The 23,198-nt window shown below is 41.3% G+C and carries 22 protein-coding genes; 12 read left to right on the forward strand and 10 right to left on the reverse strand.

What is annotated here, in order from left to right:
* Window positions 1-3: 3 nt before the first annotated feature.
* From P1X15_RS03605 to P1X15_RS03640, 8 genes are all read left to right on the forward strand, one after another.
* Window positions 4-1,278 carry a polysaccharide pyruvyl transferase family protein gene (locus tag P1X15_RS03605; RefSeq protein WP_277336763.1) on the forward strand — a complete coding sequence of 425 codons (1,275 nt, stop codon included), beginning with the start codon at window positions 4-6 and terminating at the stop codon, window positions 1,276-1,278.
* A gap of 80 nt (window positions 1,279-1,358) precedes the next feature.
* On the forward strand, window positions 1,359-2,693 hold the full coding sequence (locus P1X15_RS03610) for a polysaccharide pyruvyl transferase family protein (protein WP_277336764.1): 1,335 nt from the start codon (window positions 1,359-1,361) through the stop codon (window positions 2,691-2,693).
* Between the two features lie 221 nt (window positions 2,694-2,914).
* Entirely contained in the window at window positions 2,915-4,180 is a 1,266-nt protein-coding gene (locus P1X15_RS03615) for a polysaccharide pyruvyl transferase family protein (RefSeq protein ID WP_277336765.1), read from the forward strand.
* Window positions 4,181-4,317: 137 nt separating this feature from the next.
* Complete coding sequence (locus P1X15_RS03620) at window positions 4,318-5,718, forward strand: glycoside hydrolase family 88 protein (RefSeq protein ID WP_277336766.1); 1,401 nt, start codon at window positions 4,318-4,320, stop codon at window positions 5,716-5,718.
* Between the two features lie 83 nt (window positions 5,719-5,801).
* Window positions 5,802-7,247 (forward strand): NADH:flavin oxidoreductase, encoded by a 1,446-nt coding sequence (locus P1X15_RS03625; protein ID WP_277336767.1) that lies wholly within the window; start codon window positions 5,802-5,804, stop codon window positions 7,245-7,247.
* A gap of 73 nt (window positions 7,248-7,320) precedes the next feature.
* Entirely contained in the window at window positions 7,321-7,635 is a 315-nt protein-coding gene (locus tag P1X15_RS03630) for a type II toxin-antitoxin system HigB family toxin (protein WP_277336768.1), read from the forward strand.
* Window positions 7,623-7,982 carry a type II toxin-antitoxin system HigA family antitoxin gene (locus P1X15_RS03635; protein ID WP_277336769.1) on the forward strand — a complete coding sequence of 120 codons (360 nt, stop codon included), beginning with the start codon at window positions 7,623-7,625 and terminating at the stop codon, window positions 7,980-7,982. Before P1X15_RS03630 ends, P1X15_RS03635 begins: the two co-directional genes overlap by 13 nt.
* Window positions 7,983-8,001: 19 nt before the next feature.
* Window positions 8,002-8,772, forward strand: coding sequence for a 3-ketoacyl-ACP reductase (locus tag P1X15_RS03640; RefSeq protein ID WP_277336770.1), 771 nt, complete (start codon window positions 8,002-8,004; stop codon window positions 8,770-8,772).
* A gap of 4 nt (window positions 8,773-8,776) precedes the next feature.
* On the opposite strand, the gene P1X15_RS03645 is transcribed toward P1X15_RS03640, so the two are convergent.
* From P1X15_RS03645 to P1X15_RS03675, 7 genes are all read right to left on the reverse strand, one after another.
* Entirely contained in the window at window positions 8,777-9,979 is a 1,203-nt protein-coding gene (locus P1X15_RS03645) for a hypothetical protein (RefSeq protein ID WP_277336771.1), read from the reverse strand.
* A 192-nt stretch (window positions 9,980-10,171) separates the two neighbouring features.
* Window positions 10,172-10,936 (reverse strand): hypothetical protein, encoded by a 765-nt coding sequence (locus P1X15_RS03650; protein WP_277336772.1) that lies wholly within the window; start codon window positions 10,934-10,936, stop codon window positions 10,172-10,174.
* A gap of 141 nt (window positions 10,937-11,077) precedes the next feature.
* A complete protein-coding gene (locus P1X15_RS03655) occupies window positions 11,078-11,647 on the reverse strand; it encodes an N-acetylmuramoyl-L-alanine amidase (protein ID WP_277336773.1) in 570 nt (189 codons plus the stop codon).
* 21 nt (window positions 11,648-11,668) lie between these two features.
* Window positions 11,669-13,159, reverse strand: a complete 1,491-nt coding sequence (locus P1X15_RS03660) for a DUF3421 domain-containing protein (RefSeq protein WP_277336774.1) — start codon at window positions 13,157-13,159, stop codon at window positions 11,669-11,671.
* 243 nt (window positions 13,160-13,402) lie between these two features.
* Window positions 13,403-13,906 (reverse strand): hypothetical protein, encoded by a 504-nt coding sequence (locus P1X15_RS03665; protein WP_277336775.1) that lies wholly within the window; start codon window positions 13,904-13,906, stop codon window positions 13,403-13,405.
* 127 nt (window positions 13,907-14,033) lie between these two features.
* Window positions 14,034-15,239, reverse strand: a complete 1,206-nt coding sequence (locus P1X15_RS03670; protein ID WP_277336776.1) for a papain-like cysteine protease family protein — start codon at window positions 15,237-15,239, stop codon at window positions 14,034-14,036.
* Between the two features lie 8 nt (window positions 15,240-15,247).
* Window positions 15,248-15,736, reverse strand: coding sequence for a hypothetical protein (locus tag P1X15_RS03675; RefSeq protein ID WP_277336777.1), 489 nt, complete (start codon window positions 15,734-15,736; stop codon window positions 15,248-15,250).
* Between the two features lie 14 nt (window positions 15,737-15,750).
* Here P1X15_RS03675 and P1X15_RS03680 point away from each other — a divergent pair, with 14 nt between their 5' ends.
* Window positions 15,751-16,413 (forward strand): DUF2878 family protein, encoded by a 663-nt coding sequence (locus P1X15_RS03680; protein WP_277336778.1) that lies wholly within the window; start codon window positions 15,751-15,753, stop codon window positions 16,411-16,413.
* Here the strand turns inward: P1X15_RS03680 and P1X15_RS03685 are convergent.
* The 3 genes from P1X15_RS03685 to P1X15_RS03695 all read right to left on the reverse strand — a co-directional run bounded on the left by P1X15_RS03685 (window position 16,385) and on the right by P1X15_RS03695 (window position 19,119).
* Window positions 16,385-17,020 carry a response regulator transcription factor gene (locus P1X15_RS03685; RefSeq protein ID WP_277336779.1) on the reverse strand — a complete coding sequence of 212 codons (636 nt, stop codon included), beginning with the start codon at window positions 17,018-17,020 and terminating at the stop codon, window positions 16,385-16,387. The genes P1X15_RS03680 and P1X15_RS03685 overlap by 29 nt on opposite strands.
* A 144-nt stretch (window positions 17,021-17,164) precedes the next feature.
* A complete protein-coding gene (locus P1X15_RS03690; RefSeq protein WP_277336780.1) occupies window positions 17,165-18,238 on the reverse strand; it encodes a histidine kinase in 1,074 nt (357 codons plus the stop codon).
* A gap of 77 nt (window positions 18,239-18,315) precedes the next feature.
* The gene (locus P1X15_RS03695) at window positions 18,316-19,119 is read right to left on the reverse strand and encodes a DUF4595 domain-containing protein (RefSeq protein ID WP_277336781.1); all 804 of its coding nucleotides are present in this window, start codon (window positions 19,117-19,119) and stop codon (window positions 18,316-18,318) included.
* 141 nt (window positions 19,120-19,260) lie between these two features.
* On the opposite strand from P1X15_RS03695, the gene P1X15_RS03700 reads away from it, so the two are divergent.
* From P1X15_RS03700 to P1X15_RS03710, 3 genes are all read left to right on the forward strand, one after another.
* Window positions 19,261-20,577, forward strand: a complete 1,317-nt coding sequence (locus P1X15_RS03700) for a Gfo/Idh/MocA family oxidoreductase (RefSeq protein ID WP_277336782.1) — start codon at window positions 19,261-19,263, stop codon at window positions 20,575-20,577.
* Between the two features lie 77 nt (window positions 20,578-20,654).
* On the forward strand, window positions 20,655-21,878 hold the full coding sequence (locus P1X15_RS03705; RefSeq protein ID WP_277336783.1) for an MFS transporter: 1,224 nt from the start codon (window positions 20,655-20,657) through the stop codon (window positions 21,876-21,878).
* 373 nt (window positions 21,879-22,251) lie between these two features.
* Complete coding sequence (locus P1X15_RS03710; RefSeq protein WP_277336784.1) at window positions 22,252-23,100, forward strand: sugar phosphate isomerase/epimerase; 849 nt, start codon at window positions 22,252-22,254, stop codon at window positions 23,098-23,100.
* The last annotated feature ends 98 nt before the right edge of the window (window positions 23,101-23,198 follow it).

Below are 23,198 nucleotides of genomic sequence, written 5' to 3' on the forward strand. Positions count from 1 at the left end.
TCTATGATACTCAATAGACGTACTTTTTTAAAACAAACCTCCCTATTGGCGGCTTCGTTGCACGTGGCTTTGGGAGAAGCTACAGCGGCGGCACCTAAGTCAATTATTTTGCGTTCTTCGTGGCAAACCGAAAACATCGGAGACATTGCGCATACGCCGGGCGTGCTGACGCTCTTAGAAAAATATTTACCCGAAGTAGAAGTACGGCTTTGGCCTTCTAATGTTAAAAATGGGGTTGAAGAACTGCTCCGAAAGCGTTTCCCAAAACTACGTATCATCCAAACTTCCGAAGAAATTCAACAAGCATTCAGCGAATGTGTTTTTTTGCTGCATGGCTCAGGGCCGTCGTTGGTCGCAAAGCAAGACGTAGAACGTTGGCGAAAAACTACGGGTAAACCTTACGGCATTTATGGGATTACGTTTCCAGGTGTGTATGGCTTTCCTGAAGATCGGCAAAAAGTGACCCCTCTCGAAATAGACCTTTTGACCAATGCCCGGTTTGCTTATTTCAGAGATTCTGTATCGATGGATTTTGCCAAAAAACAGGGAGTTAACTGCCCCATTATGGAGTTTTGCCCCGATGGTGCCTTTGCGGTAGATGTTAGAGATGATCAGGCAGCGGATGTTTTTCTGCGTGAGCACGGACTCGAAACAGGTAAGTTTTTGTGCGCGATTCCTCAGTTACGGTTTTCGCCTTGGTGGGAGCTTCCTTCCAAAAAACAAACCATCAACGAAGCCAAGCACGCGCACAATGAAAAAATGAAAGAGCAAGACAACGCTCCCATTCGGGAGGCAATCATCGCCGTGGTGCGACAAACACCACTCAAAGTATTGCTCGTGCCCGAAAATGCGACCCAAATGCGGATTGGAAAAGAAATGCTCTACGACCCCCTTCCTGAGGATGTCAAAAAGAGAGTAGTGTGGCGGGATAAATATTGGCTTACCGACGAAGCCGTGAGTACGTATATTCGTTCGGCGGGCTTGTTTGGTTTGGAAATGCACTCGCCTATTATGTGCATTGCTCAAGGGATTCCTGCCATTGTTTGTCGATTTGACGAACAAACCAGCAAAGGCTATATGTGGCGTGATATTGGATTGGGAGAATGGCTTTTTGACATGGATACCCCGAGCGACGTGGCCAAGATTGTACCGGCGGTGCTTGAAATGGCTAAAAACCCCAAAGCAGCTAAAATGAAGGTAAAAAAAGCCCAATCCTTTGTGAAACAGCGGCAAGAACAAACCATGAATGTGTTGAAAAAGAACGTTTTCACTACTTGAAAAAGCTCAATCCTGCCGACGTTCAAAACGTCGGCAAGGTTCGACAGCGTTTCACAAAAGATAAAAAATGAACTAGCCCCATGCCAACGACCCGTCGCGATTTTCTTAAACTTTCTACCCTTGCCGCTTCTACTTTTCAGATGTCTTCAGATGAAATATTGGAGGCGCATAGCCTGTCAAACGTATTAGCCAAAGCTCCCACGATACTGCTGCGCTCGTCGTGGAACGACAACAACATCGGGGACATTGGTCATACGCCTGGCACTTTACGTTTGTTGGAACGACACATTCCCGAAGCGCAAATTATTTTATGGCACGCCCAACCTCGCCCCGTTACGGAGGCATTGATTGTCAAAAACTTCCCGAAAGTAAAAATCGTTCATGGGGCTTTTTTCAACCAAGATGAAGGTTTGCAAGGGGAATTAAAAACTGCTTTTGAACAAGCAGATGTTTATATCCATAATTCTGGAATGTCGATGAACTTCGGCTTGTTCCACTATGAGTGGGGTGCTACCATGGGCAATCTTGCACCGTTTTATTATTGCATCGAAAACAACATCCCTTTTGGGCTTTATGGGCAGTCTTTCGATAAGTTTGCGCCACCTTCGTTATCGCTTTATCGTGATGTACTAAATCGTGCATCATTTATTTACTGTCGTGATGCTGAGTCGGTCAAATTTCTGAAAGAGAATCAATTCAAAACCCCAATCATAGAATTTGGACCCGATGGATGTTTTGGAATAGACGTACGGGATGAAACCAAAGGGCTTGCCTATCTTCGTCAGGCAGGATTGGAAGAAGGGAAATTTTTGGTGGTGGTAGTCCGCACCAATACACCGCACTTGAACGCCACGGGCAAAGGTGATATGATGAATCCCGCCCCTTCTCCCGAGCAGCAGCAGCAAGATGCGCTACGACTGGGAAAAGTGAAGGATTTGATCAATCAGTGGGTCACGACTACGGGTATGAAAGTCTTGATTGCTCCCGAGGCTTTGAAAGAAACCAAATATGCCAAAACGATGCTCTACGACCAATTAGAAGAAAACATCAAGGCCAAAGTCGTATGCCGCGAGACCTTTTGGAGTGCCGACGAAGCCATGTCGGTTTATGCACGAGCGCATACGATGTTTGGTATGGAGCCTCACTCGCTCATTATGGGTTTGGCGTTGGGAGTACCCGTGGTTCACGCCCGTCCGCTCAAACACGGCCGAAAAGGGTGGATGTTTCGAGATATTGGTGTACCAGAATGGCTTTTTGAAATAGATCAAGCACCTGCTTCGGACATCACAGGGGCGGTATTGACGATTTATAAAGATTACAAAACGGCCAAAGCTAAAGCCCAAAAAGCCATGGATGTCGTCAGAAATCGCCAAAAAGAAACCATGGCCGTAGTGAAAAAGCTTGCTATGACTTAACTAAGTAGAAGTAAATGAACATTCGTAGTTTCCTCAAACCCCACGCCTTTAGGCTGGGGGTAGATAAATCAAAGGAATGTCAACTAGGCTTTAGCCTTGACTTTTTTAGTAACAATCAGGGCTAAAGCCCAATAAATTCTACCTCTTTTATTTCCCCAGCCTAAAGGCGTGGGGTTTGAGGAGGTTCTAGGTCTATCATTAACCATATAAAAGATAAATCCATGCCCCTCAATCGTCGTCAATTTATACAACAAACCAGCTTGGCCTCAGCCGCTGCCATGCTTCCTTTTTTGTCGCAAGCAACCCAGAAAAGTAACCCCGTATTACTCATCACTTCGGGTTGGCAAGATGTCAACATCGGAGACATTGCGCATACGCCCGGATTGATTGGATTATTGAAAAAACGTCTTCCTAAATCTAGAATTATTCTCTGGAAAAAAAGCAAAAGTGAGAAGGTGGAAACCATGCTCAATAAATACTATCCCGACGTCACCATTATTCACGGGGCGGTAGATAAGGAGTTTGTACCCCAAACAGAAGAAGTAAAACGGGCATTTCAGGAAGCCGATTTTTTTCTTCATGGTTCGGGGCCTTCAGTAGCCGCCGCTGATTATCTACAGGCTTGGCACAAACAAACCCAGAAGCCCTTTGGTATTTTTGGGGTTACTACACAAACTGTTTCGCCTGCGTTAAAAGACCTATTACAACACGCCTCGTTTGTTTTTACGCGTGAAACAGCTTCTATTCAAAAACTAAAAGAAGCAGGAGTACAAGGGCCACACATCGCTTTTGCGCCTGATGCTACTTTTGTGTTGGAGATTCATGACGACCAAAAAGCCAATCAATTTATTCAGGAAAATAAATTGGAACATCGCAAATTCATTTGTGTGATTCCGCGTCTTCGTGTAACGCCTTATTACAAAATCAGGCCCAGCGGCTGGAGTGAAGAGCGTATCAAGGAGGTCAACGAACTCAATGATAAATGGAAGGAAATCGACCATGCCAAAGTACGTGAAGCCATGGTGACTTGGGTACGAAAGACGGGGAATAAAATCGTAGTTTGCCCCGAAATGACCTATCAAGTGGATATTATTGATGAATTGTTGGTCAACCCACTCCCAGATGATGTGAAGCCTTTTGTGGTCAAACACGGTTATTGGCTGCCTGATGAGGCGGCGTCGTTGTATTCCCACGCCCATGCCGTACTGAGCTATGAATGCCATTCGCCCATTATCGCACTGGCCAATGGCACACCCGCGTTTTATCTACGTCAACCACAAGACACCATCAAGGGGCAGATGTACTATGACTTAGGCTTGAAAGATTGGACGTTTGAAATTGAGGAAACCACAGGAAAGCAGATTACCGACCGCCTCATGGAAATCAACGCCAACTACAGCACAGCCCTCAAAAGTGTAAAACAATCCATCAAAAAAGTAGATAAACAATACGACGATGCCTTTGATGTGATTCGTCAAAAAGTGTAGACATTTGTTCTAAATTTTGTTGAGTGCAACTACAGATGCTAGATTTTCGGAGAGATATTTATGCAAATAAGCCTTCTAAGAAAGGGTAGTTTTGGAGGGTGTTTTTCTTCATTGATAAAAGCACAATTATTGCGTCAATGATTCGAATCAATTCTACTATTACTACTGCCGATTTGTCTACAAAGCTTCAACGATTTTGGGGACTTTCGGCTCAAAAAATAAACGCCATTGAACAACACTACGATGTATCAAAAGGCTCTCCTGTTTTTACCATAAAAGGCCAATATTCGACACGTGGCTGGACCGAATGGACCCAAGGGTTTCAGTTTGGTTCAGCCATTTTGCAATATGATGTGACGGGAGAAAAAGAATTTTTAGAAATAGGACGCAAAAATACCCTTTCGGTAATGGCTCCTCATGTAAGTCATATTGGTGTCCACGACCACGGTTTCAACAACGTCAGCACTTATGGCAACTTGCTGCGGCTGATGCATGAAAGCAAGATTGAGTTTAATGAATGGGAGAAAAATTTCTATGAGCTTGCCCTCAAAATCTCCGGTGCTGTGCAAGCAAGCCGCTGGACGAGTATCAAAAACCGTGATGGTAGCTCCAATGGCGGTTTTATTCACTCTTTCAATGGCCCTCATTCGTTGTTTGTGGATACCATTCGGTCGTGTCGGGCGTTGGTGGTGAGTCATCAGTTAGGGCACGTTTTTCAAGGAGAAGGCGATGTCAAAATCAATCTATTAGAACGCGCCTTACAACACATCAAAGCTACGGCCGATTTTTCGGTGTATTATGGCGAAGGCCGCGACTCATACGATATTTGGGGACGTACCGCGCACGAAAGTGTATTTAATGTCAAAGACGGTAACTTCCGTTGTCCTAATTCTCAACAAGGCTATACCGGTTTTAGTACTTGGACACGTGGCTTAGCATGGGCCATGTGTGGTTTTCCTGAGCAGTTAGAGGCGTTGGCGCAAATTTCGGATGCCGATTTGACACTTCTTGGTGGTCGGGAAGCGATAGAAGCAATAATGCTCAAAGGTGCACGCGCTACCTGCGATTTTTTCATTGAACATACCCCTATCGATGGCGTACCTTACTGGGATACTGGCGCGCCTTATCTTCACAAATTGGGCGATTATCTCAATGCGCCCGCCGACCCTTTCAATGATTACGAACCCGTTGATAGTTCGGCGGCGGCGATTGGGGCGCAGGGGCTGTTGAGACTTGGCAAATATCTCATTGGCAAAGGTGAAGTCGCAGCCGGACAACGCTACTGGCAAGCGGGTTTGACGGTAGTGGATACTTTATTGCAAGAACCCTACCTCAGCACCGACCCTACGCATCAAGGTTTGTTGTTACACTCAATTTATCACCGTCCCAATGGCTGGGATTATATACCAGAGGGCAGTAAAATCCCCTACGGCGAATCCAGTATGTGGGGTGACTATCATATCCGTGAGGTGGCGTTGTATCTTCAGCGTATTATCCAAGATGAGCCTTATTATGCTTTTTTAAATTGTGTAAAATAGATAAGCTGAAACTTTCCTAGTTTATCCTACACTTGGAAAGTTTAGTGATGCCTAAATTCTTGAAAAATATTTATCTCTTCCAAATGAGTACAAAATACAAACCCAAATATACTCGAATGGCGCAGCTCAAAACTGCGTCTGATTTGCAAAAATACTTAGAGACGGCTGGGGTAGATTTGTCGTTTGATGAGACTCTACTTGCGCCTGACCAAAGCCCTTTTGCCAAACCCATTTCTTTAAAGTCTGGTAAAACCATTGGTAACAGCTTGTGTATCTTGCCCATGGAAGGTTGGGACGGGACATTGGACGGAAAACCTACGGAATTTACCAAAAATCGTTGGGTAAAATTTGCCGTCAGTGGCGCTAAGTTGTTGTATGGATGCGAGGCCGTAGCGGTTTGTCATGAAGGCAAAGCTAATCCTAATCAGTTGGTGATAAATGAAGAAAACTTTGAAGAATTTGTACAGCTTCGGCAGCTGATTTTAGATAAACATACCGAAAGATTTGGTAATACCGACGGCTTGGTTATTGGTTTGCAACTGACGCATTCGGGGCGTTTTTGTAAACCCAATAGCCACAAAAAATTTGAGTCCAAAATCCTGTATTCGCATCCTTTCTTAAACAAAAAATTTGGAATGGAGGCCGATTACCCCGTTTTGACGGACGAAGAAATCGACGATATCATCGACAAATACATCAAAGCAGCGGTATTGGCTCAAAAAGCGGGCTATGATTTTGTGGATGTCAAGCATTGTCATGGATATTTGGGACACGAGTTTTTGAGTGCTATTGATAGACCCGGCAAATACGGCGGAAGTTTTGAAAACCGCACCCGTTATCTGCGCAATATCGTAGCAGGTATTCAAAAAGAGGCTCCTGGCCTAGAGATGGGAATTCGGTTGAGTGCTTTTGATTTTTTACCATACAAAAAAGGCCCTAACGACCTTGGTCAACCCGAAGAAGCAGAGCAATATCCTTATGCTTTTGGGGGACAACAAAACGGACTTGGGATAGATTTGACTGAGACTAAGGCGTTTTTAGGATTAGCGCAGTCGCTTGGTATTCAGATTGTTTGTATCACAGCGGGTAGCCCTTATTACAATCCACACTTGACTCGTCCGGCGCTATTTCCGCCTTCGGATGGGTATCAGCCGCCCGAAGAGCCACTTGCGGGTGTTCAAAGGCACATTGCGGTGACGGATGAATTAAAAAAAGCGTTTCCCGAATTGGTAATCATCGGCTCGGGTTATTCCTATTTACAAGAATGGCTCCCCAATGTGGCGCAGTATGTATTGCGCAATGGCATGGCTGATAGTATCGGATTTGGGCGCATGGTACTCTCCTATCCCAATATGCCCGAAGATATAATCAATGGTCGCACCCTTACTCGCAATCTGATTTGTAGAACCTTCTCCGATTGTACGTCTGCACCTCGAAACGGACTGATTTCGGGTTGTTATCCGTTGGATACTTTCTACAAAAAACGCCCCGAAGCAGAAGCGTTGAAAGCCATAAAAGACAGTATGTAAATTTGCCAAAGAAAATGGATACATCGTTTTAGTTTCGTAGTTCGCTTTATTCGAACTTTTGATTTCTCTTTGTATGAGAATACATGCTTTAAAGACCTTAAAGCAGTTTTGGGTAGCTTATCCTGATGCTGAACCTAACTTAAGGCATTGGTATGGGAAAATTGAAGGGGGAAACTTTAAAACTCTTCAAGAAATCATCGCGAGTTTTAAGGGCGCTGATTATGTAGGCAACGAACGAATTGTATTTAATATCGCAAAGAATAAATACCGTTTGATAGCAGCATTCAACTACGAATTCCAACTGTGTTTTGTGAAATTTATTGGTACCCATGCCGCATATGATGGGATTGACGCTAAAACTGTAGATTTTAACTCATGGAAACCATAAGACCTATCAAGACAGAACAAGAGTACGAATTGGCTTTAGAAAAATTATCAAAAATTTTTCATGCCAAACCTTCGACTCCAGAAGGTGACTTGTTAGAAGTGTTGTCTTTGTTGATACATGAATATGAACAAAAACATCATAAGGTAGAAATGTTGTCGCCATTAGAAGCTTTAAAATATGAAATGGAAGAACAAGGGTTATCTCAAACAGGATTAGCTAAACGAGTCGGGATGAGCAAAAGCACGATTTCAGAAATTATGAGCGGCAAAAAACAAATGAGCCTCAATTTCTTAAAGTTCTTACACAATGAGCTGGGAATTCCTGCTCACATTTTACTTGCTTATTAAGTAAGAACATATGTCTCTAATGAAAAAAATTGCATTCGTAACGGGCGGTAGCCGAGGGATTGGACTTGGTATCGCCCAACATTTAGCTTCTAAAGGTTTTGACTTGGCCATCAATGGCGTGCGAGAAGAGTCGGCAGTAGAAGAAGTACTGACGGCTTTGCGGGCGCTAGGGGCAGAGGTGATTTATTGCCAAGGTGACATCGCTTCGGCATCGGCACGGACGGCTATGTTGGCAAAAATAAAAGAGCATTTTGGCCGTCTCCATGTACTAGTCAACAATGCCGGTATTGCACCCAAAGTTCGCAATGATATTTTGGAAGCCACCGAAGAGAGTTTTGATGAAGTACTCAATACCAATCTTAAAGGAACCTACTTCTTGACCCAAGCAGTGGCCAATTGGATGGTCGAACAAAAATACGAAACCCCTGATTTTGAAGGGTATATTATTACTATTTCGTCGGTGTCGGCTACGGTAGCTTCGGTCAATCGGGGCGAATACTGCGTGGCTAAGGCGGGTTTGGGAATGATGACCCAACTCTTTGCGGCGCGGTTGGGCGAATTCAACATTCCTGTGTATGAAGTAAGGCCGGGTATCATCAAAACGGATATGACCTCAGGCGTGACAGCCAAATACGACAAACTCATTGCCGAAGGACTTACGGTACAAGCTCGCTGGGGCTACCCCGACGACATCGGGAAGGCCGTAGCGGCGATTGCAGAAGGAGCATTTCCGTATTCGACAGGGCAGGTTTTTGTCATTGACGGGGGCTTGACGCTGGCACGATTATAGAAATTTAGCGTGTTTCTTCTTTTAACACCCACTCTTCGTCGGAGCGTTTTTCTAGTACATAATAATAGCGGTGGAGGGTTTCTACCTTCAAATTGATTTTGGGAGTAGAAATCCTTTTTTTCTTTTTATCAATGCCTTCGGCGAAGATTTCGACTGTGCCTGTTTTTATCTCAAATGCTTTGGTAGAAGTAGTGATAGCATTGACTGAAAGTGTAATAGCCGAAGGGTTGACACTTTTGTCGGTTTTTAGATAAAAAAAGCCAACAGGCACCGCTTCGTCGATAAGGATTTCATACTTTGTATCTTGGAAGTTTTGAGTATCATCAAAAAAAAGCGCTGCCGTATTAGAAGGATTGGCAACACCAACGGCAACTTTGTTTTTTGATAAAAATCTTGCGATGAAATTTTGGGTAGATATTTCGGAACGAGGCACAGCTTTGCCTGAGATATACCAATCTGCCGAAGGTTGTACCCACTTAAAATGTTTTCCTTCCAATACATCATACACATTGATAAAGACATTGTTAGGGCCAATGATAGCTTGTTTTTGTTCTTCATCAATGTATCCCAAATGAGTGATGCCTGCGCGGGCTAGGTATCTTTTTTTTCCTTCTGGTGTTTTGCCAAGTTCTACAGCTTCTGGGGGTATTTTTCCGTTGGCGTATTGGTGCCAAGGGCTATTGGGTATGATAGGCGTAAGGCATCCCCAATACTGAACTTCACCTTTTTGGGCTGGACAAAAATCACAAAAAGAAGGTACTCCGTCTTTGTCGTCGTCGGTGGATTGGGGATAATTTGTTTTCAAAAAGCTTAATTTCAAAGCTTCTAAGGCTTGAGCTTGCTGTTCTTTGAGAGCTTTTTCTTTGTTAATTTTTTCTTGTTCGAGCCTATTTTGCTCAGCAATTCGTTTCTTTTCGACTTCTTTTTCTTTAAGCAACTGCTCTTGTTCGGCTTGTTGTTGTTTGGTTCTACTTTTCTCTTTTTTCTTTCGGTCTTCGATGTCTTCAATTTTCCTTAATTGGCTCAAACAGTGCTTATCATTGCCCCTAATACGTAGTGCTCGTTCATAATTGCTACGGGCGCAATCGTAATCAGCTTTGGCAAAACAGTTATCAGCGCGTTCTTTATAATCTGCAAAACTGACGGTTTGGGCCCAAAGCGAGGCACTTATCCCCAACCATACACAGATTATGTGGAAAACTTTCATAATGTATCGACTACATGAGTGAATTTTAAGGTAAGTTAGTAATTTTTAAGGGGATTTGAAATGCATTGATGAAACTTTAAGTCTTGCTATAAATGGCTGTTGTAAATAGTTTTTCATCCTTTTCTAGCATTGAGGTGGTAAAGTAAAAATGGATAGATAGTTGATAAAGGGTATTATTTTTTCATTGAATAATTAATGAATAGAAGTGGGATTTATACGAGACCAATAAGAATCAAGCGATTCTACAGTCGTGAAGTTATAGGGAGAGGTATGTATCCATTCTCTAGAAAGAATTGTATAATTTTCTCCACGGGGATTTCCTAACTGACGGCTATACTGCCGATAAAACACCATATCAGCATCAGATATGCCAAATCCAAAAAGAAAAGCCTGTTTGCCAATATCCCAGTCATATTCATCATATATTTTACAACGCCATCTCTCTATTCTTATTCTAGAATTTTCGGGATGTGTTTGATTAAATTCTAATAATCTAACTTGAATTTTTGAGAGAATGGAAAGCCCTCCGAAAGCATATGCCAAATCCATATTTAACCCAAGTAGAAAACTATCAAACCCAATTGAGCTTTCTATATAAAACTCTTCACATCTGTTGTTCTTTAATTGATTTGGGAGTCTAGATAAAAATTCGTTTCCACCTAAAAAACTGACTGACGTACCCACACCTGACGGAAATATTTCATTAGAACTAGCTTGTAAACGTCTCAAGATACCTGTTTTTAAACGCCTTAAGTGGGTTGTTTCCAATTCGTTATTCACTACTGAAGACCTCTGAAAGGCATCTGTTGGATAATCACTACTTGTAGCTCCACTTCCCGTTAGCCAATAGATAAGATTATCACGTGCCAAATCATTGAGACGAGACGAAAAAGATAGTAGGGTACCAATTTCTCTTCTTATCCGATTAAAACGTTCATTTGATGATTCTTGTGACATGCATTTATAGTTTTTTTATCTTGGTATCTTAAGTAATTAAGAAGAATTAGCCGAGATATTTTCATATTTTTTAACCCCACGCCTTTAGGCTGGGGCTAAAAAATATGAAAATAGCACAACGGCTTTAGCCCTAACTTTTGATTATATAGTAGCTAAGCGCTGTTGGATTTCAAGTAAATATCTTTCCCAATTCCAGCTTCCTGTACCACAATGAGGTTTTTTCTTTGATAAATCACCATGAGCACATATGCCATTGTTAATATTCCGAGAAACAGGAATACTATATTTTTGGCATAAAGACGATACTAATTCGACAGATTTTCTAAATTGAATTTCCGTTAAGAGCAAATCATAACGAGATACATGTTCAATACCTATACTGTTACGATTATAATTTGTCGCATGATGAGCGGTATCTCTTTCTCGAACCATTTGAATAATGGTCCCGTCTCTATCAATAATATAGTGAGCACTAGTATTTCCATGTTCGCTTCTAAACATATTCATTGCTGATAGGCCAACAGGCGGTGCTTCGTGCGGCATTTGATCATGGCTTCCTGTGACGTGGAGTACAATTAAAGATATTGGTAGACTTCTACCTGGGGTAAAATGCCCACTTCCAGCCGCTAAAAAAATAGCACTAGAATAGTCTATACTTCTTTGGCCTTCTCGACGTAGCCAATCATCTCTTCTTTGAATTAGTCTTGACATTTGATTAAAAGGGTTTAAAGTTTATCTAAGAACATAATACTGCAATCGTTTGTCTGAATAGCCCCAGCTACGGAGCTGCTCATCGGTAAGCTCGGTACTCGCTACGGTAAGCGTAAAATCGCGGCAGGGGTCACCTTGGGGTTTGGCATTAATCCAACGATAAACAGGCACATAAGAAAGGCCATCATTGGGCGGGCGGCGATAGGCATAAAACTGAAACTCTTTGTCTTTATATCCCCAGCTTAGCAATTGATTATCACTAAGTTCATGCTCTCCAAACATGATAGAAGCACTACAATTGGGCATAGTCCAGCGATAAACGGCGATGGCATTGGGGTCGTTGGGACGATTGCGTAAGCCCGAAAATTGATACATTTTGCTTTTAAAACCCCAGCCCATTAACTGTTGGTCGGTGTGGCGTCCTTCGGGCATAGATTCAAAATCTCCAGTGACAGGCGAAATCCACCGAACTACCCGTATTTTGTCGGAAGCTTTGAGAGGTGCCGGCACTAGCACTTCAAACGAAGATACTACCACTTCTTTGCCATCAAAAGGAATAAAAGCATCGCGCCCTCGACTTTTGCCGATGTGGAGCCCTCCGCCCATGCTGGCTCGCGCAATGTAAAGAGGAGTGCCATTGGCTTCTTGACCTGCTACAATGGCATTGGGAGGGACGCTTTGCCCTGCTCTGACCAAGACCCAACTACCCGTTCCGGTATATACGCTAAATGAGTTTTGGATGATTTCGCGGCCGCCATAAGGTACAAATGCCTCTTGTGCATTGGCTCTGACTTTACCAATCACAAAACTATTGTTATAAAAAGAACGAGCAATGTATAGTGGAGTCCCATCGGCTTCGTAGCCTGCTTGTAAGGCATTAGGAGGTGTTTGTCCATTTTTGCTAACTGGCCACAGACTGCGGTTGTTCATGACTGAAAGATTGAGCGACGAATTTACCGCCGATGATGTTCCTACAGTAGAAGAGGCATTAGAAGAAACATTTGTAGCAGCCGGGTCAACGGGGTCATTGACTTGTAAGAAATTCCAACTTCTTTGTCGGTAATCACCCGTAAAACGCACCACTGGTTGAGCCCTTATATCGAGCAATACCGTACGCATAGGTTCTCTGTTGGGCATTATTACTTCTACCTTGATTTGGTCGATATTCCAGTTGTCATAATCCTGAAATGCTTGCGTAGGGCTACCATTGTGCTTAATAGTCAGAGATTTGAAGTCGCTTGGTAAGATTCCGTCAAAAGCATCTTGGTAGGTATGCGTCGAGAAGTTCCCCCATCCTTGTCCTTCATTTAAATCAATATTTTTCCAAGGTTGGCGATTTTTGAAATAAATATCAGCCGTTGCTGATTGTCCGCTACGTAGGTCGTCGCCACCTGTTTTGATAGTAATGACTATGTGAGGTTGTCCTAGGCGTTGGGCTTGGCTATCAAACCCCAACGCAAGCAGCAATATTTGAATAAAAAACAAAGTGACTTTAAAACGTACCATAGCCATTGTTGAAATTGGGTTTATTTTAGTTCAGCAAAAAGAGTCCTAGCCAGCGGGTAAAGCCCACTGTTACTAAAAATGTCTTATGAAATTTTGCGGCTTTTGGGATGTGAAAAATACTGTGGTGTTGAGCAAAGCCGTTTTTGATGTCCGAATTAACTATTACAAATTTTAGGGCTAGTTCTTATAAAATCAATACAATCCTATCCAACGGTAGCGCTTTTTGCAGAAAGTGAGAAAAGCCTGCGATTAAGACAAGCGTTGTAAATAAGCCTCCTGAAAAACAAACACACTATCAGGATGCATAAGGTTGATGTGAAGGCACAACTCCCACATATCCGTTGTTGAGTCTATATATCCCAATTCCACAATGAGCAAACTATAGTTGGGGTGGGATTTTTCTTCAGTGTGGGCTACCTGTCCTTGTCCCACAACTTCAAACCCCAGTTGAGTGGCAAAATTATGATGTTCTTGGACTCTCCTTACTTTAAAAATGACCCGATGGCAGCCTTCGTTTATTAAGTGAAAACTGAAGCGTACTTGGCCCGGCGGCAAATATTGGGCCAGATGTTTGGATAGCGGCTGCCAAGTAGCTTGATTAGATGCGGGGTCGTACTCGCTATTGTTGAAAAAAAAAAGACGTGTTTTACGGTTTTCTGAAATGGGTTTTTGGACACTCGCAAGGCTAATCAGTGCTGCTTTGTTTCCGCATTCTTTAAAAACAGGCGTGAATTTTTGTAAGGGTTTCATCATAACAATTTTGGAAAATAAATTACCTATGATAGGGTTAAAAGCTTGCCTAACAAAGGTCGGGAATTGCCCAAAATCAAAAAATCCCCAATTTTGGGGATATGAGGAAGAGAATGGAGGACTGCAACGATTATTTGCGTCGCCTAATATCTTTGAATCGACCTACATTTTCAAGGTCTATCGGGGTACTTACTTGTATGACATTTTTTTTAAGGATTTGTTCAGTAATATTAACAGGGCCCTCAATAACAAAAACTTTATCAATATGGACTACAAAAGGAGCTATATTTGCTGCTGTTAACTCCAATCTTCGATAATTATCGTTTTCGATATAAATCGATAATCCGAAATTCGGTAATTTTAAGAAGTCGTTTAGTCTGTTTTTTATCTCTGGTACGTTCAAGAAATCTAAAGAGAATATTGATTCTACCCCACTTTCATTTTGTCGATAAGTGATAGCAGTGATAAATTCAAACTCATTTGGTGTTACATTGGCATTTGTAATATGTATGAGTGGAAGAAAGTTTGATTTGTACAGATGACTTCTTACAATTTGAAAATTCCTAATAGTTCGGCTAAACTTACTTTCAGCTTCTCTTATACTAGTAGGTTGTAAATTGTTATCTCCTCCTAGCGTTTTAATAGAGCCTCGTGCGATTCCTTCTATGGGTACATTTGCTATACTAAGAAATTCGAATGAGACTTCGGATGAGTCTTCTATAAGTGTATTAGCGACTGATACTAGATTTTCAAAAAGAGAATTGGCCTTGACATTGGTATCATGCAGAGAGAAGCTTTGAGTATCAAGAGATGAGGTGAGGCGAGGAGGGTCTTTAAAATAAAAAACACCTGATATATGTTTTTCTGTGGTGTGTATGTTTTGGGTCATTGTTTGTAAAAAATAACTATAACTCAAAACATAGTGTTGCCCCTTTTTATCAGGCTTGGGGTCATAAATGTATAGCCATTTTCCAGTTTTGTTTTCCTCATAGCCGTATATATTAACAAAATGGCTCATTTCTGAGCCAAATATAGGAAAACAATGCACCAAAATTTTTCCACTATCTATAGTCACCCTAATACTTTGCCAAGATGAGTTGGGTAGTTGCGTAAGATATTTAGAAAAAAGACTAATATTAAGTAAATTTTCTAACTCCGTTTTCTGAATAGATGCATTATTTCCCGCTTTCCCTAATTGGGTTAAAAAATCTGCTTCTGTCTTTTTGTCTGTTTCGTTAGGGAATTGAGAAAAGACATTTGCAAAGGAAGCTGCCCAGCAGCTTTCAGCATAAGTCTGAGGTTGGAATGCACCTCTGTTTATATGTTGTTTTACCATGCCGTTTATTAGTTAGAAGGGCTTACTGCTACACCAGGGCCAGGTCCGCCGCCGCCGCCTTTCCACGAATCTATGATTTCATAAAAAAATTCATAGAAGCCTTCACTTATAATTTCAATTCCAAAAACACAATAAGAAAAAATATAGCTTTCTAACTTTGCCGAAATATCTTCAAGGTCTTTCTTTGAAATTAAAAAAGAAGTGTTACTTAGGTCTTCATTTTTTTTGAACCCTGCTTCTTTGAGTTGTTTGCTTGAAATAAAAACTTTCTTGCCGTTAATTTTTAAAAAAGCTTTCTTATCTTCGCCAAACAAAACATAAGCAATAGTGGTAATGTCAGGATATTTGCTTGCTTTGACCTTGCTCGTTACTACATAAAACCCAATGCTTTCGAAGCCATCGGTAGATAGTATGTCGTCAATGCCTGATTTGTTAAGTAGGAGAGGACGGAAATTGATTTGGTCAGTAAGTTCTTGAAATGTGTATAATGATGCCATAAAATATTAAAGGTATGAGTTTAGTAACTTTGAATGAATTTCTGAATATATTGATGATGGTTACATCATTTTTGTTAGCTCTGTTTTCTTATTCTAAAATTAAATACACCAAACAGGCGAAATTTATTTTTGTGTATTTGCTTTTAGGTGTGGTAGTTGATTCAATAACTTTTTATTTTTATAAATTTAAAAATCAAAATAGCTACTGGCTTACACCACTTTATTTCTTGCAATTTTTTGTTTTACTATCTTTTGTTTTTTATAGCTTTTTAAATGAATATTATCAAAAAAAGATAATGATTTTTTTGGTAATTTTAGGTGTTTTTTTATTGATATGTAGGTATTTTTTCTTTGATTATATTAACAATTACGACAATATTGCTTGGTTTTCTATTCAGTTGTATTATGTTATTTTGTGTTTGGTGTTTTTTTATTTTCAAACCAAGCTTACTAAGAGTGCTTTGTCTAGGAATTCGTTTTTTGTTTTTACTCTTGCTGTTTTTATTAATTGCTTAATGCCTCTGTTGTCTAATTTACTTCAATATAGCCTTTATGAAACTTCGCCCGTTTATTTTACCTATGCACTATTAATTATTAATATTTCAGGTATTATAGCAAACTTACTAATTTTTAGAGCTATTCAATTCCTTAAACCAATTTCCACTCCAAAGCCTTAACTACGGCTTCGGGTGCTGAGTTGACGTGTAGTTTTTCATAGATTTTTTTGATGTGAGTATGCACCGTGTTGAAACTAATATCACAAGCATCCGCAATCATTTTATAACTCATTCCCTTTACCATACATTGCAAAACTTCCTTTTCGCGTGGGGTGAGCTGAATATAGGTTTGTTCTGATTTGGCAAACTGATGCTGAAACATCGTCAATACTTTCGTCGCAATGCTTGGACTAAGATGCGAGCCGCCATTGTAAACGTCGAAGATAGCTTGTACGTAGGTATCGGGGCGGGGGTTTTTGAGGATGTAGCCATTGGCACCCGCGCAGATAGCCGCAAATACCTTGTCATCATCTTCAAACACTGTTTGCATCATCACTTTGGTGTCTTTGCTCGCAGCTTTAATGGCTCGTAAGGCATCTATTCCCGAAAGGTGTGGCATCTGAATATCCATAAGTACGACATCAGGTTTGTATTTGCGTACCAATTTTACGGCCTCGGTAGCGTCGGCAAAGGCTCCCGATAGCCAAATACCTTCCGCACTAGCTAAATACAAAGAAAGGCTCTCACGGAAATTTTTGTTGTCTTCAAAAAGTAGTACGCTTATCATATACGATTCTCAATTTTATAAATTTAGCCCAAAAAAGCAATAAGATACCGTCGAAATTCTATCTAACGGTACTACTTTTTCATGCAGTAAAATTAGGATATTGCCTATACTCACAAAATCCCCAATATTGGTGAGTCATGGTGCTTAGCCCAATAAAATTTGGATGGTCACTTGAGTTCCGATTCCTTTTTGGCTCCGAACGCTTACATTTAGCAATTCTTCTTGGCTCCGTAGTTTAAAGTTTTTGAGGCCATTTCCTTCAAAGGTCTGTGATAGGTCAAATCCTACGCCATTGTCGATGATGTGGATTTCGACGGAGCCGTTTTTGGACGTAAGTGTGCAAGTAGTTTTGGTAGCAAGGGCGTGTTTGGCGATGTTGTTGATGGCTTCTTTGTAAACGAGGTAAAGATTGCGACGTTGCTCCATCGAAAAATACTCCTTTTTGAGATCAAGCTGATTGTCGAAAGTAAAAGCGATGTTTTTGGCTGATAAAATCTCAATACCAAAAAAGCGCATCTTTTCCACCAATTTTTCGGTGGAGTCGTTGGTAGGGTTGATGGCCCATACGGTGTCTCTCATCAGGGTCACGGTTTCTTCAGAGTTGCTCGTGATACGCTCCAAAATCGGAAGCAAAGCGGGATTGTCTTTGACTTTTTGCCGGAGAAGTTCTACAAAAATGGCGATTGAGTTAAGGTTGGCACCTACTTCATCATGAAGATCAGAAGCGATTTGATTTCTGATGGATTGGAGTTTGAGTTTTTGACGAAAATCGTATAGAAAAAACAAATAGATACCAATTCCCACTACCAATAAAATATAAACGGCAATCGAAGGCCAAAACCACCACTTTTGCCAAAAAGCTTCTTTGACTTCTAGCGACAGCGTGGCAACGGGCGTTTTATGATTTTTGCTTTGAGCATATATCTCAAAGGTGTATCGGCCACCGCTGAGGTTTTGATAGTGAGCCGAAGGGTATAGGCTTTGCGACCATGCTTGATTGATAGAAGGGATTCGATAAAAATAAAAGATGGAGTCGTGGGTAGTTGATGCTTCAAAATCTAGCACGAGGTCGTTGTTGGCAGCGGCTAACTGAATCGGCTGAGAGATGGAAGTGATTGAAGCAGGTTTTCCATTCACCAAAACGCGCCGTAGCGGGAGTTGTGCTTTCGCGGTTCCCAACAAACAAAAACAACCAAGGATAAAGAGGAGAAATTTCAAAAGTGTCGAATTTTAATGCCGTCGAAACGATGTCTAAAATTCGGCACTTTTAAACTTAATTCAAACAATGTTTTCGCTTAATAACTATACTCGTAAATGGCATCGTCACTTAGATTACGTTTGATAACAACTTTTGTAACCCTATTTTGAGAATCAAATGTATAAGAAAAATCAAGGGTGCTATCGCCAGCCCTATTTGTAAAAACGACTTTTTCCACCAAATGGGAACTATATTTTCCTAAAAAATCACCTCTTAAGGCAAAATGCGGGGCGGCCCAATAATTAATCTCTTGTTGAATTGTATTAGGAAAGGTACTATAGGTATACAATGCTCGGATGGTCTCGCCTAGGTGTGATAAACCATTCCATTCTTGCAAATCTCCATTGGTTTTGTAGGTGAGTTTTGTAAGATAATTTTTGTCAGCACTACTGACCAAATATCCATTTTTATAGAAATACTCCACCGCAGCCTCTTTTCCATTCATAAACACTCCTTCTGAGCTTTGAGCGAGCCCTTGTGGATTGAGCTGATAGTGTATTTCTCGGGTAGTCCATTTACTAGTTGCTTTTGAGTTGGTAGGGTCCAAATAAGTATTAAAAACGCTGCTTTTGTCATTGGATATATCTGCTAAACGTTTTTGAGAGTCGTATTGAAAGTGGTAAGTACCTACCGAAAGACTACCTATACTCACCTTTACTGAAGTTGGTTGATAATTTACCAATGCTGGAGGTTGAATAGCTGGATGAGCATCTGCATATTCTTTGGCCTGTTCTGCTAGGGTGGGGGCTGTAGGGGTAGGAATGTTTTCCGTCTCAATTTTTTTACAGCTTGCTATACCAAGCAGTATGATACTCAGTGTAAGTAAGATTTTAGCTTTCATTTGCTTAAAAGTATAGTAGTTGGACGATAAGGAAGTGCTTTAGGATAAAGTATTAATAACGCCATTTTATGAGCTTTAGTACGCTGTTAAGATTGAGAAAACAACACTGTTCCTAAGAAAATATCTAAAACCTCTTGCCTCATGAAACAAAATTCTTTTTCGCGTCGGGAGTTTCTCAAAACTGCCACAGTAGGAACGGCTACTGTAGCCACTGCTGCTGTGGGAATCCCTACCATTATTCCTTCAAGAGCCTTCGGAGCTAATGACCGTATGCGCGTGGCTGTGATTGGCATTAATGGACGCGGTAAAAATCATATATCGGGTTTTTCGAGTTTGGAAAATGTAGAAGTTGCTACGCTTTGTGATGTTGATAATGTGGTATTGCAAGCGCGAGCCGCCGAATTTGAGAAAACTTATAATCGAAAAGTAAAAACCGAACAAGACCTTCGGAAGGTATATGAAGATAAAAGCATCGATGCAGTGAGCATTGCTACGCCGAATCACTGGCATGCTTTGGCGGCTATTTGGGCGTGTCAGGCGGGCAAAGATGTATACGTCGAAAAACCTGCTTGCCATAATATATACGAAGGCCGTAAATTGGTAGAAGCTGCTACCAAATACAACCGTATCGTGCAGCACGGAGTGCAGTTGCGTAGCTCAGTAGCGATGCAAGAGGCTATCAAGCACCTACGTGAAGGGCTTATCGGCAATGTATACATGGCGCGCGCTTTGATTTACAAATGGCGTCCCGATATCGGAAATGAAGGCACTTCGCCCGTACCTGGGGGGCTCAACTGGGACTTGTGGCAGGGGCCAGCTCAAGTTCGTCCTTTTTCTAAAAACTATGTACATTACAATTGGCATTGGTTTTGGGAGTATGGCAATGGCGACATTGGCAACCAAGGTATTCACGAAACCGACCTTGCCATGTGGGGATTGAATGTGGGGCTGCCAGAAGAAATCACCTCGGCAGGTGGTAAGTTTTTGTGGAATGACTGTAAAGAAACCCCCGAAACACTTACGTCAACTTATATTTATCCCAAACAAAAAAAGGTAATTGAAGTAGAAGTGAGACCTTGGATGACCAACAAAGAAGACGGCATAGAAGTGGGTAACTTATTCTATGGCGACAAAGGCTACATGGTGATCAACGGATACAACGACTATAAAACCTTTCTAGGAAAAAATCGTGAGCCAGGGCCTGCCCGCAAAGAAGGGGGAGATCACTACAAAAACTTTGTGGATGCAGTACGTGCCAAAAACAAGGCATTGCTCAACGGTCCTGTCGAGACGGCGCATTTGTCGGCTTCATTGGCGCATCTAGGAAATATCGCTTATCGTTTGGATCGTAAACTCAAATTTGATCCTATTACTGAGAAGTTTGTCGGTGATAAGGAAGCAAATGCGATGCTTACCCGCAAATACCGTGCGCCTTACGTAGTTCCTGATAAAGTCTAAACTTTTTACCAAACTCAAGTGGTCAGTGGAGGAGCTTTGCGACCTTCATCTGTTTGTGATTAAATTAAAAAAATTATATGTCTCAAAAATCCAATTTACAACACCTGCTTCAAGTCCCTGTTTTGGTAGCTGCTTTGGGCTATTTAGTGGATATGTACGATTTGTTTTTGTTTAGTGTAGTGCGTGTCACGAGTCTCAAAGACTTGGGCGTAGCTCCTGACCAACTGCTTCCCGAAGGTGTGTTTTTGCTCAATACACAGTTGGCAGGGTTGTTGATAGGCGGGGTTTTCTGGGGAATTTTGGGAGATAAAAAAGGACGGTTGTCCATTTTATTTGGCTCGATTATTATGTATTCTTTGGCCAATATCGCCAATGGTTTCGTGACTTCTGTGAACCAATACGCTTTTTTGCGGTTCATCGCAGGGATTGGTTTGGCAGGAGAACTAGGGGCGGGCATTACACTAGTGTCGGAGGTATTGCCCAAAGAAATCAGAGGATATGGTACCACCGTGGTGGCTACTATGGGGCTTTTTGGGGCAATTGCCGCCAATTTTGTGGCAGATTGGTTCGATTGGCGTATTTCTTATTTTGTAGGTGGCGGTATGGGGTTGATGCTTCTTGTGCTGCGACTGAACGTATTTGAATCGGGGCTTTTTGAAAAAATGAAGTCTCAAAAAGTGCAAAAAGGCAATGTATTCATGCTATTCAACAATTGGCAACGTTTTTCCAAATACCTATTGTCGATTTTGGTCGGCATTCCGTTGTGGTTTGTGACGGGGATTTTGATGACTTTTTCACCCGAATTTGGGAAAGAAATAGGTATTGAAGAGCCAATTCTGGCGGGAAAATGTGTCATGTTGGCTTTTACAGGGCAAGTTTTTGGGGATATTTTGAGTGGGATAGGTAGTCAATACCTGCGGAGTCGCAAAAAAATCATTGGTATTTTTATTGTGCTTTCGTTTGCTTTTATGCTAGTGTACCTTTTATTTCCTTCCAAAAACGCAACGGTTTTTTATGTGATATGCACTTTGCTTGGTTTCTGCAATGGTTATTGGACCATTTTTATTACGATTGCTGCCGAGCTTTTTGGTACCAATCTTCGCGCTACGGTCGCTACGTCAGTACCCAATTTTGTGCGCGGAACGGCTATCATTCTTACGTCGGTATTTGTGTTTTTAAGACCTTCTTTGGGAATCATCAATAGTGCTCTGGTGATTGGTACTACTACGGTCGCTATTGCGCTGGTGTCTCTTTATTTTCTAGAAGAAACTTTCACCAAAGACTTAAATTATGAAGAATAAAGAGGGGATTAATTAGCTTAAAAATGCACCAAGACTTTCTAAGTTTTTAATGTATTGAATATGAGATTCTTATGGCTTTAAACTTAGAAAGTCTATTTTGTCTCCTTGATTTGAAAATGCACCAAGACTTTCTAAGTTTTTAATGTATTGAATATGAGACTCTTGTGGTTTTAAACTTAGAAAGTCTATTTTGTCTCCTTAATTTGAAAATGCACCAAGACTTTCTAAGTTTTTAATATATTGAATATGAGACTCTTGTGGTTTTAAACTTAGAAAGTCTATTTTGTCTCCTTAATTTGAAAATGCACAAATTTTTTGTCACATTCTTAAGTGATTGCCTCAGTCTATAAGTTTAATCTATATTTTCGCTCAAATGAAAAAATTCTTGTTTTCAGTGGCAGTGTTGGCCATAAGTGTTTTGTCCGCTGCTCATGCCCAAAAATTCGGTAAACTCTTAAAAGATACGCCGGGGGCGGTTTCTTATACTTTTCGAACCGATTTTGCCAAAGATGTGCCTGGTACACTCGACAAAGTAAAGGCAATGGGGATTACCAATATCGAATTCTCTAATCTTTTTGGAAAAACTGCCGCCGAACTGCGTGCTTTATTGGACGAACGCGGGATGCGATGTACAAGTCTTGGGGTGAGTTTTGATGACCTTAACAACAAGACAGAGACCGTGGTTCAAAATGCCAAGACCCTAGGGGCTGAATTTGTACGAATAGGCTCAGTACCTCACAAAGGTCCGATGGATTTGGATTTAGCCAAAAAAACGGTGGAAGACTTCAATCGTTTTGGCCAAAAGCTTCAAGACAATGGGCTTACTTTTTGCTACCACAATCACGGCTTTGAGTTTGCACCTTATCAGGATGCGACTTACTTTGACTATATTGTTCAAAATACTAACCCCAAAACGGTATTTTATGAAATGGACGTAGTATGGATGCATTTGCCGGGTCAAGACCCTGCGGCTATTCTAAAAAAATATCCCAAAAGGTTTAAGTTGATTCACCTCAAAGACCTCAAAAAGGGAGTACCAAGTAGCATGGCAGGCAGTACACCCAACGAAAATTGTGTAGTACTCGGAACCGGGCAAATCAACTACCCTGAAATCTTAAAAGCGGCGAAGAAAAGTGCCATTAAGTACTATTATATTGAAGACGAGAACCTCGGCTCGATGCAGCAAGTACCTCAGAGCTTAGTGTATTTGAAAAGTCTCTAATCCGATACCTCTCTTTTCGGCAGAAATTATTACCTTACTTGAAAATTGTATAAAATTTTCGGTAAGGTTTTGTCGTTTTTAGATAGCGCCTAATTTCT

The organism is Runella sp. MFBS21 (assembly GCF_029433105.1).
GTDB lineage: Bacteria > Bacteroidota > Bacteroidia > Cytophagales > Spirosomataceae > Runella.